Source organism: Gluconobacter sp. OJA (assembly GCF_039638325.1).
In the GTDB taxonomy this organism is placed as follows: domain Bacteria; phylum Pseudomonadota; class Alphaproteobacteria; order Acetobacterales; family Acetobacteraceae; genus Gluconobacter; species Gluconobacter cerinus.
The window spans coordinates 114,048-129,463 of sequence record NZ_JBDIWI010000003.1; the positions used below are offsets into that span (position 1 = coordinate 114,048).

General features: G+C 61.8%; 12 protein-coding genes. 4 read left to right on the forward strand and 8 right to left on the reverse strand.

The window, feature by feature from the left end; translation table 11 throughout:
* Positions 1–44 precede the first annotated feature (44 nt).
* Positions 45–854, forward strand: coding sequence for a universal stress protein (locus ABDK75_RS14585; RefSeq protein ID WP_010510919.1), 810 nt, complete (start codon positions 45–47; stop codon positions 852–854).
* Between the two features lie 60 nt (positions 855–914).
* On the opposite strand, the gene ABDK75_RS14590 is transcribed toward ABDK75_RS14585, so the two are convergent.
* The 6 genes from ABDK75_RS14590 to ABDK75_RS14615 form a co-directional block, all read right to left on the reverse strand.
* The gene (locus ABDK75_RS14590; RefSeq protein WP_010510917.1) at positions 915–1,430 is read right to left on the reverse strand and encodes a hypothetical protein; all 516 of its coding nucleotides are present in this window, start codon (positions 1,428–1,430) and stop codon (positions 915–917) included.
* A gap of 339 nt (positions 1,431–1,769) precedes the next feature.
* Complete coding sequence (locus ABDK75_RS14595) at positions 1,770–2,891, reverse strand: TDT family transporter (RefSeq protein WP_010510914.1); 1,122 nt, start codon at positions 2,889–2,891, stop codon at positions 1,770–1,772.
* A complete protein-coding gene (locus ABDK75_RS14600; RefSeq protein ID WP_010510913.1) occupies positions 2,888–3,784 on the reverse strand; it encodes a LysR substrate-binding domain-containing protein in 897 nt (298 codons plus the stop codon). Before ABDK75_RS14600 ends, ABDK75_RS14595 begins: the two co-directional genes overlap by 4 nt.
* The gene (locus ABDK75_RS14605; protein WP_010510909.1) at positions 3,781–4,155 is read right to left on the reverse strand and encodes a YidH family protein; all 375 of its coding nucleotides are present in this window, start codon (positions 4,153–4,155) and stop codon (positions 3,781–3,783) included. The genes ABDK75_RS14600 and ABDK75_RS14605 overlap by 4 nt, the downstream gene beginning before the upstream one ends.
* Positions 4,152–5,477: an FAD/NAD(P)-binding protein gene (locus tag ABDK75_RS14610; protein ID WP_010510907.1), complete on the reverse strand. Its 1,326-nt coding sequence runs from the start codon at positions 5,475–5,477 to the stop codon at positions 4,152–4,154. The genes ABDK75_RS14605 and ABDK75_RS14610 overlap by 4 nt, the downstream gene beginning before the upstream one ends.
* Before the next feature lie 135 nt (positions 5,478–5,612).
* Positions 5,613–6,206 carry a recombinase family protein gene (locus tag ABDK75_RS14615; protein ID WP_010510905.1) on the reverse strand — a complete coding sequence of 198 codons (594 nt, stop codon included), beginning with the start codon at positions 6,204–6,206 and terminating at the stop codon, positions 5,613–5,615.
* 156 nt (positions 6,207–6,362) lie between these two features.
* On the opposite strand from ABDK75_RS14615, the gene ABDK75_RS14620 reads away from it, so the two are divergent.
* On the forward strand, positions 6,363–9,320 hold the full coding sequence (locus ABDK75_RS14620; protein ID WP_346006271.1) for a Tn3 family transposase: 2,958 nt from the start codon (positions 6,363–6,365) through the stop codon (positions 9,318–9,320).
* 62 nt (positions 9,321–9,382) lie between these two features.
* On the opposite strand, the gene ABDK75_RS14625 is transcribed toward ABDK75_RS14620, so the two are convergent.
* The gene (locus ABDK75_RS14625) at positions 9,383–9,616 is read right to left on the reverse strand and encodes a hypothetical protein (RefSeq protein WP_346006272.1); all 234 of its coding nucleotides are present in this window, start codon (positions 9,614–9,616) and stop codon (positions 9,383–9,385) included.
* Between the two features lie 29 nt (positions 9,617–9,645).
* Here ABDK75_RS14625 and ABDK75_RS14630 point away from each other — a divergent pair, with 29 nt between their 5' ends.
* Complete coding sequence (locus ABDK75_RS14630) at positions 9,646–9,924, forward strand: hypothetical protein (RefSeq protein ID WP_061928996.1); 279 nt, start codon at positions 9,646–9,648, stop codon at positions 9,922–9,924.
* Positions 9,921–13,124, forward strand: a complete 3,204-nt coding sequence (gene mobF, locus ABDK75_RS14635) for a MobF family relaxase (protein WP_346006273.1) — start codon at positions 9,921–9,923, stop codon at positions 13,122–13,124. The genes ABDK75_RS14630 and mobF overlap by 4 nt, the downstream gene beginning before the upstream one ends.
* Positions 13,125–13,165: 41 nt before the next feature.
* On the opposite strand, the gene ABDK75_RS14640 is transcribed toward mobF, so the two are convergent.
* Positions 13,166–15,415, reverse strand: a complete 2,250-nt coding sequence (locus tag ABDK75_RS14640; RefSeq protein WP_346006274.1) for a type IV secretion protein DotL — start codon at positions 15,413–15,415, stop codon at positions 13,166–13,168.
* Position 15,416 lies beyond the last annotated feature (1 nt).

Genomic DNA, 15,416 nt, shown 5'->3' on the forward strand with positions numbered 1-15,416 from the left:
CTCTTCGTCCCGAAGGTCGTTTATCTTTGGAGTGGAGATCTATCATGCACATACTGGCCATTCTCGATCGGCCTGGGCCGGCGCTCCAGACCCTTCGCACCGTCGATAGCCTCATGGTGCGTTTGCAAGATTGCAAGGTGACGATCCTGCATCCGCGGCAGGAGACCAATCCGGACTTCCAGTCTGAGGACGAAGGCATCGAGACGCAGAGCGAACACGCCGAGTTCGAAAAGCGCGAACAGAATTTGAGTGGTACCTTGCGCGACATCGCCGAGCGATGGATGACGACGCTCGCGGACACGGGCTCAGCACAATGGCTCCAGGCGATAGGCGACGTTCGCAGTATCGTCGCCGAACAAAGCCGGAAAGCCGATCTCGTGGTCGTCGGCAGACACATGCCAAGCGACCCCGACCGGACCAGAAAGACTCTCATGGCAGCACTTTTCGATGCCAACGCCGCCGTATTAATCGCTCCTGAGCAGGCGCCCCGGACGATCGGCGTTCGTCCCGTCATTCTGTGGGAGCCGTCCCGGGCGTTGGATGCCGCACTATCGGCGGCATGGAAGTTGCTGCTGACTGCCGAACACGTGACCTTCCTGATCGGAGCGCTCCCTGATGAATGTATGCCTGATCCTGCCCGGCGGTTGATGGATGCCGGCATCAGTGTCGGTATCGACCGTTTTCGGATTGATGACGGTGAAGGGATCGCGCTTCGCGATCATGCACTGCGCGCAAATGCGGATATTCTCGTTATGGGCGCCTATACGCATCCGCGTTTCTTCGAAAGGCTTTTCGGAGGCGTGACCGAGGACATTCTTGCCCACGAGATGCTGCCATTGTTGATCCATCACTGAACATCGATGCCGATGCCGCGCTTGATATCCCAAGCGACTTCACGCGCGGCATTGGACAACTCAGTTCCCCATGTAAGGGTGATTAGCTCCGGGCGTGAGCGCCGTGTAGAGCTGGTCGCGAATATTGTCGAAGCCGATCGTCAGCCACCGGGCAGAGGCGCCGTCTGTGGCAATCTGTCCCGAGGTGCGGGTAATTTCTTTCGATCCGTCACACATGGCTGCGGTGACCTGAGTCAAACCGCCTTTCGGCCCGCCTTGGGCAAATTCCGTTTCGGCGGAGCAGAGTTCGTCCTTGGCAGGCAATCGCACGGCGTTGAGATACATCACGATACGACGGCTGTCTGCCGATGCCACGCCGTCCTGTGTCGGATAAAGGGCAGCCAGCGTCGCGTCTGTCTGACCCGGAACCGTTCCGATGAACTTGACGGGCAGGCTCTTGTAGTCCCACCACAGACGCGCCCGTTCATGCGAGGGATTGTTGCTGCTGGTGATTGCCGTTCCGCATCCGCCAAGCAGAGCCAGTCCCGTCAGGACGGAGGCGAGAGGCAGAACCTTCGATTTGCCAAAAATTTTCATGGAAGCCTGTTCCCGTGATCGCATTTCGGCGCATGATTTTTCGGAGGGGCAGAGACACTCTCCGGAATGCAAATCATTGCCTTTCGAGCTTCGCGGCCAGGACCGATTTCCCGCCTCGCTTCTCGTGAAGACTTTGATACGATCAGGGGACGAGGCTGAAAATTGAAACGTATCGCTTAGAACGTTCGATAAAATAGATTACCGGGTTGCTCTTTCACCCGGAAGGCCTCATTCGAGAAAAGCTCAGCGCCCTGCAACGCGTTTCTCAGGGTAATGCGCCGCAATGCGCTGGTTCATTGGATACACGGTCGACGAAATCAGGCCGTACGCCGATGCGCTCTACTCCGGGGTTGCGATGCAGGGAGAGACGAACAGATTTCCCGCCCACCCGCTGGCGAGCGTCTTGGCCGCGACGACCAGCCACATGATGGCGAGCATCACGCAGAACACCGTGCCCGCGACGCCGAAAAACCCGCAATCGAGCATCGCACCGAGCCGGAACGTTGCGACCGTGTAAACGCCCAACGGGAAAGTATAGCCCCACCAGCCGAGATTGAACGGGATGCCCGAGCGCCAGTAGCGCGCCGTGATCAGGCACGCCATCAACCACCACCACAGCCCGAAGCCCCACAACAGCAGCCCCGCCAAGACCCCCATGCCGTGGGCCGCGATGCCGATCTCCCGCAGGCCATGCAGCGCCATGATTGCAGGTGCGTCCCCACCCAACACCAGCATTCCGAGCGCGCCCGTGCCGATCGGTCCCAACGCCAGCCAGCATGACGCCGCCATGCTCTCATGCGGCAGTTTGTGCAGCGCCATGCGTAGCGTCAGGATCGTCAGGATGCCGAACGCGACCGGCACCGAATACGCCCAGAGGACATAGGACGTGAGCAGCACGGTGAGCTGCGTGCCCGCATCCGCCAGATGCGGCGCGATCTGTCCCCCGGATGCCCCCGCCACTTCGGCCGCCACGACCGGTAGCAGCCAGATCGCCGTCATGCCTTCCAGACGATGCTCGTGCCGTGTGAACATCAGATATGGGATCAGCACCCCGCAGGCGATCGACATCGCCACGTCCAGCCACCACAGCGCATGGGCGATGCCCACGATGCCCTCACCGAACAACGAAATGCCGAACGCGATGCCGCCGTTGATGATTGTCGCCAGTCCCATTGGTATGGTGCCGAAGAACATCGATACCGTGCCATGCCCGAAGATCCGCCGCGCCTCGTGGCCGAACATCATCCACCGCGCGGCATAAAGCCCGGCGAACAGGGCAAACAGGGCGATGTTGAAAAGCCACAACGCTGTGCCGACGCCGTGGAGATACGAACCGGCGACGGGGATCTGCGGTAGCGCGAGGGCCAGGATACCCGTCCCCATGGTGGCAGCGAACCAGTTGGGCGTGAACTGGCGGATCATCTCGCGCGGATGGGCGAGGTTCTGCAGCGGCTTCGTCATGGCTTGTTCACTGTGACAGGGGCGCCCAGCAGGGCGAGAAAGGCAGTTTCCGCCGGCGACAGGCGGCGTTGCGGGTGGCGCAGCGCGCGGAACTGCCGGTCCGGCAGGTTCATGGGCACGGCGCATAGCAGCCCGGCCTCGATCCGGCCCGCCACCACGCTTGCCGAGAGCACAGCAGCAGCGGTCCCCGTCTCCACGGCGCTGGCCATCGCCTCGTTGGACGCGACCTCCAGCATCACGTCGAGATCGGCCGGATCGACGCCGAGGGCGTGGAGTGCGTGTTCGAACTCGATGCGCGTGCCCGACCCGGCCTCGCGCAGAACCCACGGGCTGCGCGCGAGATCGCGGGTCGCGGGCGGGGTCGACGCCCATGGGTGATCGGGGGCCACGACCAGCAGCAGCTGATCCTGAGCGACGACATCGCTGTGCAAGTCCGGCGTCGGCAGATCGCCTTCCACCAGGCCAATCGACGCCTCGCCCGATTGCACCCCTGCCGCAATATCGCGTGTATTGGCGATCGTGACGTGTAGGCGAATGCCGGGATACGCGGCGCGGAACGCATTCAGACGCGCGGGCAGCCAGTAGCTCGCTATGGTATGGCTGGCATGCAGGCGCAGGCTGCCGTCGCGCAGGCCCGCGAGGTCGAACATCCGCTCGCGCGCGATGTTTGCGCGGTTCAGCACGGTGCGCGCTTCCTCAAGGAACAACCGACCGGCCGGTGTCAGTTCGATGCGGCGACCGATCCGGCTGAAGAAAGCAAGCTGGAATTCGCCCTCCAGTTGGGTCACGGCATGACTGACGGCGGATTGCGTCAGATTGAGGAATTCGGCGGCCCGGGTGATGTGCTCGCGCTCGGCGACAGCTGCGAAAATCCGAAGTTGTTCCAGCGTCATGACACTACCGCCCGGGTCAGGGCCACCAGCACGGCACAGCCAAGGGCACCAAGCGCAATCGTTAGCGCGCGCTCCATCCCAGGACCGACCGAGTAATGCGTCGTATCCGCCGCGATTGCCGTACGCGTGGCTTGGAACCGCCGATACGCTGCGGCGAACAGAACAACGCCGAGCGCGACGAACACGACGCCCAGTTCGGCGGTGACCCCATAAGGGCGCGGTGCGGCGGCATCGTGCTGGTCTGCCGCCAGACGCAGGAACAGGTCAAATTTCGCCAGTACGCCGCCGAAGGCCACAATGGCAAGCGCCGTGCGGAGCCAGGCGAGAAAGGTCCGCTCATTGGCTGCGTGATCGGTATAGCGCGGGATCATACGGCCTGCGCCAGCCGGTCGGCGACCTCACGGGCCTGCACGCGGATTTCCGGAATGGCAATGGACTCCAGCAGCACGCCGAGCCGCGCCGGGCCGATTGTAAACAGATCGTCCGCCACGTCGCCCTCCGCGTTGATGAGCGCACCGTCCGGCGTGCAGGACAGGCCCGCGCCCTTGAAACCAGGAACTATCTCACCCCGATTGAACAAATCGTGCAGCAAGGGCGCGTCTGCGCGTTGGTATTTCAGGCTGGGGCCGGTACAGTTGATGACGTGGGCGGCGGTGATCGTCATGTCGTCGCCGGCCCTGACGATCAGGCCATCTTCGCCGGTGCTGATTGCGGTCACGCGCCCGTCAAGCACGCGCAAGGTTCCGGCCTGACGCTCCTGGTCAAGGATATCTGCAATATGCGGAGCCATACGATGCCGCAGGATTTCCCAGCGCCGTAGCAAATGCCGCTGGAAACGGGATTTTTCGACATCCGGCAGCGCCAGCCACAGCGTGTTGATGACCGGACGCATGCTGTCCACCGCCGCCCGCCAGTCGGTGCCGCGTTTCAGTGCCGCATGGAAAGCGCGCAGGTAGGCGAGTGCGGTTGATGCTGTATTTCCGGGTGTAAAGACAGGTGCTGGCAGCTTCGTGTATGCCGCATGCCGTTCGGGAAACAGGCCGCGACGCGACAGGGCCGTCACCTGTCCGCGGTGGCCGTTCTCCCGCAGACGCAGTAGTACGTCGATCGTGGTCAGGCCGGTGCCGATCAGCGTCACCGCGTCATCGGGCGCAACGTTGGCCAATGCCCGTTCATCCCAGGCGTTGTGGTGATAGCGGCCGGTGTCGTCCAGTTCGCGCGGGATACCGGGCAGGCGCGCCGGATCGAAATGCCCGGAAGCCAGCACGACCTGTCTGGCATATAGCACCTCCCCGTCAGCGAGTGTCACGGCAAAGCCGCCGTCGATCCGGTGACAACCGACGGCGCGCTGCCGGACGTGCTCAGGAGCTGCGATAGAATGCAGGTTGCGAAGATAAAGGCCATAGAGCGCGCGCGGCACGAACTCCCCGTCATCGATCGTGCCGGGCACGTTCTCGGCCAGCCAGCGCAAGAAGTGGTCGGGGTCGGCCGGGTCGGCGCTCATGCCCTTGGCCGGGACATTCAGGAGATTTTTCAATGACGGTGTTGAGTAAGCGAGCCCGAAGCCGGGACGGTCGGACGGATCGACCAGCGTCGCAGTCATACCGTAGCGGGTGGCGAGGTTCCACGCCGTCAGCGTGCCGCTTGCGCCCCCACCGATGATGACGATGTCGTGTTGATCGGGCTCGGTCATATCGTAACTCTCCTGGATTGCGTGTCACCAGAATGATCCGAAGCTTCTGAACCATCCATGAGATTGTCTAGATTGGAACGTTCGAAACTATCGAACTGTCTCCCTGACCTTCGCATACAACATAATTGCCGCCAGTCATGCTTCCGTTGCAGGCACAGCAGCTAAACGCACAAGCGTTCGGTAAACCGTCGGCCGTGACACTGAAAAGACGTCGGCGAGATCGCTGATCGAGTAATCGCCGGTGTCGTACATCCGGCGCAGTTCCTTCTGCTGCCGCTCGGAGAGCTTGGGCTTCTTGCCGCGCAGTTTGCCCTTGGCACGGGCAACCGCCATGCCTTCGCGGGTTCGCATCCGGATCAGGTCGGCCTCGAACTCGGCGAATGTTGCGAGGATATTGAAGAAGAGCTTGCCCATCGGATCGGACGGGTCATGCACGCTGGCACCGAGCTGGAGGCGTACGCCCCTGGCGGCGAGGTCGTCTCCGATCGCGCGCGCGTCCGGCACCGATCGGGCCAGCCGATCGAGTTTTGGCACGACGAGGGTGTCACCGCGTCGCACAGCTGCCAGAGCCTGATCCAGGCCAGGGCGGGTCCGGGTCGTTCCGGTGAATCCCTTGTCAGTATAGATCCGTTCAGCGGCGACCCCGAGGTTGAGCAGGGTCTCACGCTGCACGGCGAGGTCCTGCTTGTCGGTCGAGCAGCGGGCGTAGCCAATCAGGACGTGCGTCATGGGAAATATTGTAACGTATAAGGACCCTTCATCGCAAAAAATATCGTACTATCTATATGAGACTCTGTTCTTGGCCGTTTTCCATGGGTCATCTGGTCGGCCAGAGCGGGTCCGTTCAACGATCCTCTTTCGGACACATCAGGGAGATGTACGATCATGGCGCGCCGTCGCCTGCTGACCCGCGAAGCGCTTGCGCGACATCTTGATCCCTCCGTCGATGAACGTGAGATCACGCGAAATTCCACCTTGGGACAGGACGATTTCGATCTGATCGCGACCCGTCGCGGCGATGCATCCCGGTTGGGCTTTGCGATGGTCATGCTCTACATGCGTTGGCCGGGACGCGTTCTGGAGGAACGCGAAACGCCACCCGCCCCCATTCTGGCGTTCGTGGCACGGCAGCTCGATCTGTCACCCGGCATCTGGCAGCACTATGCGCGTCGTGACGAAACCCGCCGGTCGCATCTGGCCACTCTCATGCGGCGTCACGGCTACCGGGCCTTCGACCGGGCGGCGTTTCAGGATCTGACCCTTTTTGCGATGCCGATCGCGCAGAACGTGACCCAGCCATCCCGTCTGGCCGTGATCCTGATCGACGAGATGCGACGCCGCAAGATCCTCCTGCCGTCGGTAACGGTAATCGAGGCGCTGGTCCGCCGCGCCCGTCAGCAGGCAGATCAGCTTGTGCAGGACGTGCTGTCGGGTGACCTGACGCCTGATACCCGCTCTCGCCTGGACAGAATCCTGGAGCGCCGCAGCGAGCGCAGTGCCTCCTGGCTGTCATGGCTGCGCAATCCGCCTCTGTCACCGGCATCGCGCAATGTGCTGCGTCTGCTGGAACGCCTCGATCATGTGAGGGCGTTGAAGCTGGACGCCTCGCGCGCCGCGACCATCCCGCGCATGGCGTTCGACCGCCTGAGTGACGAGGCCGCCCGGATCACCCCCCAGCATCTGGCCGAGCTTCCCGTCGGTCGACGCCATGCCATTCTGGTGGCGGGTGGGATCCGGTTCGAAGAGATACTGACTGATGCCGCGCTGACGATGATGGATAAGCTGCTCGGCAGCATGATGCGTCGCGCCGAAAATCGCACGCGCGACAAGGCGATCGTCACGGTGCGATCACTGCAGGCGCAACTGCGCCTGCTGATGGCCTCGTGCCGTCACCTGATCGAGGCGCGCGCCCGAGGCATTGATTCGCTGTCGGCCATCACGGCGATCGATTGGCCGCGTCTGGACGAAGCAATTGGCAAGGCTGAAACCTTGACGGCGCCGGAAACGGTCGACCGCACGGCTGAACTCATTGATCGGCACCGGTCCATTCGTCCGGCTATCGGGCCATTCCTCAACGCGTTCCAGTTTCGGGGTGGTCGTGCCATGCAGGGGTTGCTGGAGGCGGTGCAGCTCATTGGCGATCTCTACCGCACCGGTAAACGTCGCTTGCCGGAAACGTGCCCGACCCGGTTCATCCCGCCGTCCTGGCGCGCCTTCGTCAGGCAGGATGGGGTGCTCGTGCGCCCAGCCTACGAGCTATGCGCTTTGATCCAGCTACGCGAGCGCCTGCGCGCTGGTGACGTCTGGCTGACGGAAAGCCGTCAGTACCGCGCCTTCGACAGCTATCTCTTGCCGGAGGCTACCTTCGCGGCGATGCGTGCCCGTGGTCCGCTGCCCTTGGCGATCAACGGAACAGCCGAGGCCTTCCTCTCCCAACGGCGCGCCACGCTGGATACCGCGTTAATGCAAGTATCGGACTTGGCTCGACAGGGGAAACTGCCGCAGGTGCGCCTGGACGGAAGTGGCCTCGTGATTTCGCCGTTGAAAGCGATCACGCCCTCAGTCGTCGAGGATCTGCGGCGGGCCGCGTATAATCGGCTGCCACGGGTCAAGATCACCGATCTTCTGCTGGAGGTCGATTCCTGGACCGGCTTCACCGACTGTTTCACCCATCGGCGCTCCAGCCGTATCGCTGATGACAAGAACGCGCTGCTGACGGTGATCCTGGCGGACGGGATCAATCTCGGGCTGACTCGTATGGCCGATACCTGTCAGGGTGCTACCCTGCGCCAGCTGGCCCATCTGCATGACTGGCACATCAGCGAGACCGGCTATACCGAAGCGCTCGGTCGCCTCATCGAGGCGCATCGCACCGTGCCGCTGGCGGCGTTGTGGGGCGACGGCACATCATCGTCGAGCGACGGACAGCAATTTCTTGCCGGTGGCCGGGGTGCTGCGATCAGCGACATCAACGCGCGTAACGGCAGTGAACCGGGCGTGAGTTTCTACACCCATGTCTCCGATCAGTATGATCCGTTTGCGACCCGGGTAATTGCCGCAACGGCCGGGGAAGCGCCGTATGTGCTGGACGGCCTATTGTATCACGCGACCGGCCTGTCGATAGAGGAACACTATACCGACACGGGTGGCGCCTCGGATCATGTCTTCGGGCTGATGCCGTTCTTCGGCTATCGGTTCGCACCGCGGCTGCGGGATCTGAAAGAGCGCAAGCTGCACCTGCTGCCCGGCCAGATCCCGGGTGATCTTCTGGGCGGCATGACCGGTGATCCGATTGCGGCCGATCATGTCGCGGCGCACTGGGACGACGTTCTGCGTCTGACGATGTCCATTCGCAGCGGCACCGTGACGGCCTCGGCCATGCTGCGCAAGCTCGCCTCCTATCCCCGGCAAAACGGTTTGGCGGTCGCCTTGCGCGAAATCGGCCGGATCGAACGCTCAATCTTCATGCTCGACTGGTTGCGGGATCTGGATTTGCGCAGACGCACCCAGGCCGGGCTAAACAAGGGCGAGGCACGCAACGCACTCGCCCGGGCGCTGTTCTTCAACCAGTTAGGTGAATTGCGGGACCGGCGTTTTGAAAATCAGGCCTACCGCGCATCGGGCCTGAACCTGCTGGTCGCGGCAATCATTCTCTGGAACACGCGCTATCTGCAAGCCGCCATCCAGTCACTCGGCATTCCCGATGATCTGGCGCGGCATATCGCGCCGCTCGGCTGGGAGCATATCTCCCTGACGGGCGACTATCGGTGGAACGTCGAGGAACAACCGGAAACCGGAAAGCTGCGGCCGCTCCGGATGCCTGCTTCCTTGCTGGCTGCATGACTTCGAACGGGATGTTCTTCAGGCGTTCACCCTAAGCGTACGTAAAACGCACTTTCGTGTAGTCAGCCCATAATGGCTGTACCAAACCCTGTTGGGCAGTCAGTGCTCTGCTCACCACCACATCCAAGCAGCGTGTCACGGTGACAGGCAGCAAGGTGAGATCCGATCAGCTTGCTGCCATCAGACGTCAGATTGCGCTCCTGGTGGGATGCGACGGCTAGGCAGATAGTCTCTGAGACGATGTGGGCTCGGAGCGACAGTTTTTGTCGGCGAGCACTCACAACCACCTCGAGCAAAATGTCTCCTTTGCCCACGGAGACGATGCATGCCAGACGAAAACGTATTTGACCTCCCGCAACCGGTAGATCGCGAAGCGCCGTTTCAGCTCCTCGTTTTGCAACGGCTGGATCAGATCGGGGAGACGCTCGCCCAAATCCACCAGATGGTCAGCCCTCCAGAGAAAGCAGAAGAAGGCGAGGGCCTGGTCGAGGTCGTCGCGCGCATGGCCCAGGCCATGGAACAGCAGGGTGCTGCCCTTGAGACAATCTCGGCGCAGCTTGGCCGGCTCGAGGCTTCAACCTTCTCTGCGCCGGCTGGAAGATGATTACTTACCGGAAGATCTCTGCGGCAGGTGCCGGCAAGCTGATCGTCGCCTATCTGAGAGAAAATCAGTCCGAGCCGGAGAAGGATGCCCGCTTTGAACGGGAACGGAGTGATCCGACCCGCGATACAGGTGACAGGCTGACAACCTACTATACCGGACGTGATGGGCGGGGAATGTGGTCGCCAGATATGAGCCCCCGGATCGCTGATGCGCTAGGCATTGACGTCATGAAGGTGCCGACAGACCAGGCGCTGGCCAATCTGTTCGAAGCGAAGCGTGCTGACACGGGTGAGAAATGGGCCAACACAGGCCGGAAGCGTGAGCACTCGGCCATCGACTTCACAGCGTCACCCGATAAATCAGTGACGCTTGCCGCTGAATTTGCGTCGACGGCTGCCGAGCGGGCGCTCATCTGGAGCGCAATTCACAAGGCCAACGACAAGGCTATGGCGTTTATTGCCAAAGAGGTTGGCGTGGCGCGCAGAGGGTCAGGAAAGACAGCCACGCTGGAACGGGGGGAAGTCGCGTGGGTATCGTTCCGGCACTACACGGCACGACCGGTCATGAAGATTCAGGATGGCGCAAAAGGCCCCACGGCGGCGGTGGAAGTTCCGGTGCCGGGGGATCCACAGGCGCATATTCACAATCTGCTTTTGAATGCCGTAGCGACCGAAAGCGGCCATTTGGGTTCGCTGGACAGTGCTCGCATTACCAGTGCGACGTCTTTCATGTTCGGGGCGTATTTTCAGGCGGAACTTGCAAGCGAACTTCGCAGGCTCGGTATCGCGGTACACGTCGACGAGAGTGGCCGCGCAATCGCGATTGATAGTGTGCCGCGAGAAGCCTGTGAGCTTTTTTCAAAGCGGCATTCCCAGGCGGAGAAAATGGGAAAAGCCTATGCCAAACGGCAGGGCCTGGACTGGAATGATCTGTCGGCCGAGCGGAAGTTTTCAATCCTTCACAACGCAAATCTCGCTTACCGCTCAAAGAAGTACAATGGCAGCAACGACAGGGAGTTCTGGCTTGAGCAGGCTCACGAAATCGGGTGGTATCACGATACTGTCCTGACCAATGAGAAGGTCCAGCCATTAGGGCGCGCTGAGCGCTACGAACTGGCTTATGCGATTGCGGCTAAGAAATTGGCTGAGGAGTTTCGGACAGCTGCTGTTCTCGACCGGGACACGTTCCGGACCCATGCCGCACGGGGTCTCATTGCGGCCGGCATTGAAGACATGCGGGACATCGAGCGGATTGCCGATCTGATCCAGGAGCGCGGCATTGAGATCGACGGCCAACAGGTCCGCTTCCTTGAGCGCGAGCAGGATGGCCGCCTCCGGGTCGCGACAAGTGCCCAGATCGCCCTCGAAAAGGACATGGCCCGTCTTGCCGGCCTGTCTGCGCGGACGCGGGACGGCGCGCTCAGTGACGAGCAGATCGCCGCAGCCGTCGCCCGGTCGGGTCTCGACTTCACGCGCGAGCCGGCACACGGCGCCGCGCAGCTCGCGGCCATCAACGCGCTTGGTCAGGCGGGCGGTCTGGGCTTCCTGATCGGTGTCGCCGGCTCCGGTAAAACGACGCTGCTGAAGCCTCTGGTCGACGCCTGGCAGGAGGACGGTCGCACTGTCATTGGCGCGGCCATTGCCTGGCGTCAGGCCGATGCGCTGAAGGATGCGGGCATTTCCCAGACCTACGCGATGACTCCCCTTCTGGAGGGTCTGGCACAGGGAAAGATTGACCTCGATCGGCAGTCGGTTCTTGTCCTTGATGAAGTCAGTCAGGTCTCCCCGCGTCAGCTGCTTGAGATCCTCCAGCTTCAGCAGGAAAAGGGCTTTGCCCTTCGGGTGGTGGGAGACCGGGAACAGGCCCAGGCGATCGAGGCCGGCGACGCTGTGGAACTGCTTTTGCGGGTGATGCCCAAAGAGGCGCGTCCGGAGCTGTTGAGCACGATCCGCCAGAAGTCCGCGCGTGGTCGACAGATTGCCAGCATGTTTCGCAGTCCCGGCCGCGATCTGAGCCAGACCGAGGACGAACAGAAGAAAGCCGATATCGCCCGGGCGCGTGAAGCCATCGACATGAAGCGCAAGGACGGCACAATCCGACTTGTGGGCGGCGACCATGAGCAGGTCGTCGAGCAGATCGCTGACCTGTATCTTCGACGCCGCGACATGCTGACGCAGGCCGGATCGGAGCGGGGCATCACCATGTCAGCGCCGACCAACGAAGACGTTATGGATCTCAGCCGTGCCGTCCGCGACCGGCTGCGCAAGCGTGGCGAGATCGGGCAGGCGGAGATCGTCAAGGCCGCGATCGATCAGCGTGGTGTCACCTATGAGCTGCCTCTCGCTGTTGGCGACCGGGTTCGGTTGTTTGCGAAAACCAGTGTCCGGATGGAAACAGCCCATGGGCGCCGCTGGCGTGACCTGGGTTCGAATGGCGACTTCACGACCGTCAAGGGCTGGTCCGATGAGGGACTGGTTTTGCAGAATGCGAAGGGACGGGAAGGGCTGGTGCCCTGGACCCGGCTGGCCGACCCGAAGACCGGACGCGTCCGGTTGGGCTTTGGTCATGCCATGACGGTCGATGCGGCGCAGGGTGTGACGTCCGATGAGCATATCAACGCCATGCCGCGTGGATCCTCGGCCATGACAGGCTTTACCTCCTATGTCGCTGAAAGCCGGCATGTCCATCGCTGCTGGACGGCCGTATCCGAAGGGTCTCTCCGGGAGGCCGAGACGTTTTCGCGGGCTCTGGGTGATATCCGGCCGGTGACGGTTAACGATCTGTATGACCGTCTGGCATCTGACATGGGACGTCATCCCTACAAGTCGCTGGCCGTCGATCTGGCAAAAGCCCGTCTTGCGCACGAAGAAGCCAATACGCGGTGGATCCGGCAGAACCACGTCAATGAGCGGACCCGTCAGAAGGGGCAGTCACCGGGCGGTCAGGTGCGTCGTCAGGTTGAGGAAGCCCCGATCCGGGATGTCCCCCGCGCGCAGTGGGATGATGTCAGTCGCAAGCTGCGCAAGGCCGGCTATGCCGCGCAGGATGCCCTGAATGCAGCGCGGCGGGTTGAAGATCTGCAGGAACGTCGGAGGACGCAACAGGCCGAAGACCGGCTGCAGCGGGCTCGCGCCGTCGCACAGGCAGAAGAGCGGGAGCGCGATCGCACGCGGGTTCGTGGCGCAGGACGGGGGATGTAGGTTTGAAGATGGAGGCGGCACGGGACATGCCGCCTCAGCTGCTATGCGAGTTCTTTGCCACGCGCATAAAGATTCAGGGCATGCGTGACTGCCTCGACGGCCGCCCGCTCATCCAGTCCAAGCGCCGTCTCGAACGTCACCAGCTCGGTCAGGAGTGCTCGGTCAAGATCCGGATGAAGTGATTCCGTCGTGCGGGGCAACTGAGCGGACGGAGGAACGAGGGTCTCAAACAGCTTTGCAAAAGGTTTGTCTTCTGCTGAAGTCTCGTCAGGAAAAAGCAGGTTCAGGAGTTCCTGGGCGTCCTGCAGGGGCGTGCCTTCCGTATTGAGAACGACGCCGAGCCGCTGATACAGATCTCCGAGAACTCCGGTCAGCGGCCGGAGATCAGCTTTTTCGATCCGATCGCGCCCTTCCTGAAGACGCTGAGCCACGTCATCCGCTTCTGTGGCTGGTTCCCCCGAGACGGGGGGTTCAAGAGCGGGAGCCGCTGAAACTGTGGGGAACACCCTGTTCACGCCCTCTGGCTTGATACCGGCATAGAACAGTCGCGTGTAGATGCGCTTTCCCCGGAAGAGAATGATGGCCTGCCCCTGTCGGAGGTTCTGCACATCGCTCCAGGAGATCCGCTTGACGTCCCGGATGTCTGCACGTTGCTGGTCCGCATAGACGCCCAGAGGGTTGGAACTGTCGAAGCCGGGGAGGACGCTGACAGGCATCGTTCCACCTGACTGTTCGATCCACTCCCGGGTTGGACCAGAGTCTTCGATATTTTCAAAGATCTTCAGCTTGGGATTGCCGAGAAGCGGAACGGTCAAATCCTTACCGAGCGTGGCGTAGAGGGTGCCTACTTCCTGAAACGAGATCAGCAGGGAAATGTTCAGCTCGCGACCCAACGCCATCATTGCGTCGATCCCGCGTGTCGCGAACTGACCGACTTCGTCCAGAACCAGAGGATAGGGCACCGTGGAGGACGACGCGCGATTCACGACGCGGTCCTCATAGTCGCCCTCAATCGAGGTGCCGAGTGCCGCCGCAAGTGCGTAACGCAGCGCCGTGATGACGGCCTTGCCCAGGGCGGCGTTCGTGTCCGGGTGGTTTTCGAGCGAGGGGAGAAGAACGACCAGGATGCGCCGATTGAAGATGACGTCCCGGAAGTCCACATCACCGATATTGCACCGGAAGATATGCCCCAGCGTGGAACTCATCTGGGTAAAGGTTTTGCCGAAGCCACCCACCACATAGGAATGCTGCTCGCGAACCTTGTCCTGGTCTCCCACGCTTTTGGTGTTCGAAAAGCCACCCGTCTCTGTCACGTAGTCGCGGACCGGGTTCAGCAGGGTCCGGTCAAACTCGGGCGGCAGTTCGACTTTTCGCGTCTCAGCTGCATCCGCATCATAGTAGGTGAAGATCTGATCCTGGTAGAGATCGCGCAGTTTCACGATGTCAGAGAACATCGTGCGGATCGTCTCGGACATGATCGGAATGCCAAGGTTGTCCCGGACCCAGACGAAGACATAGGACATGCCGCGAATAAGCGCTTCGGCCCTGTCGCGGAAATGCGCGGAGTTACCCCCTCCGCCTTTTTTGTCTTCCGGCAGAAAGAGCGTGAGCAGAAGCTCGGTCATGCCCTCAGCATTGACAGAGGAAAAGGGGTTCCAGGTGTTGGTCTTCCTGTCGCCGGCTGACACCATCATATTGATGAAGCGCAGGTCTGCCTCTCGGCCCCACCGTCTCGCCATGGCTGCAACGGAGAAGGCAAGGTTGTTTGAAGCTTTGCCGTCGACAATCGTAAACCCGCCGCCCTGTGCCAGGGCATTGCACAGAAGACTGTAAATGAACTGCGTTTTGCCGGACCCGGTGGAGCCGGGCAGAATGGCATGCATCGTCATATCATTGCCGGACAGCCAGACCTGTTGGGCCGTGACTTCATCCCAGCCTATCAGCCAGTCTCCAGAAGGCTTGCCCGGGATTTCGACGCCAGGTCGTTTTGGGTCCGGCTGAGGATTGCCGTAGTCCTTTCCCTTTGCGCTGGCCGGCAAGCGAAGAGGCAGCGTCACCGGCCGCGTCAGGACATAGCCGGCATAGGCGACGGCCAATGGTACGATGGCGGTTGTCAGCGCGGGAACAGTGACGGCCACGCCGGCTATTGCAACGAGCCCGATGGACGAGAGCCCGGATCGCAGGATTTCCGCGACCTGGTGAGGAACGCTTCGGGTGTCGCGGAATGCCAGCCCACCCTTTTGTTCGTGAAAATCCTGCGGACCGTCTATGCGGCGTCTGATCGTCGCCATG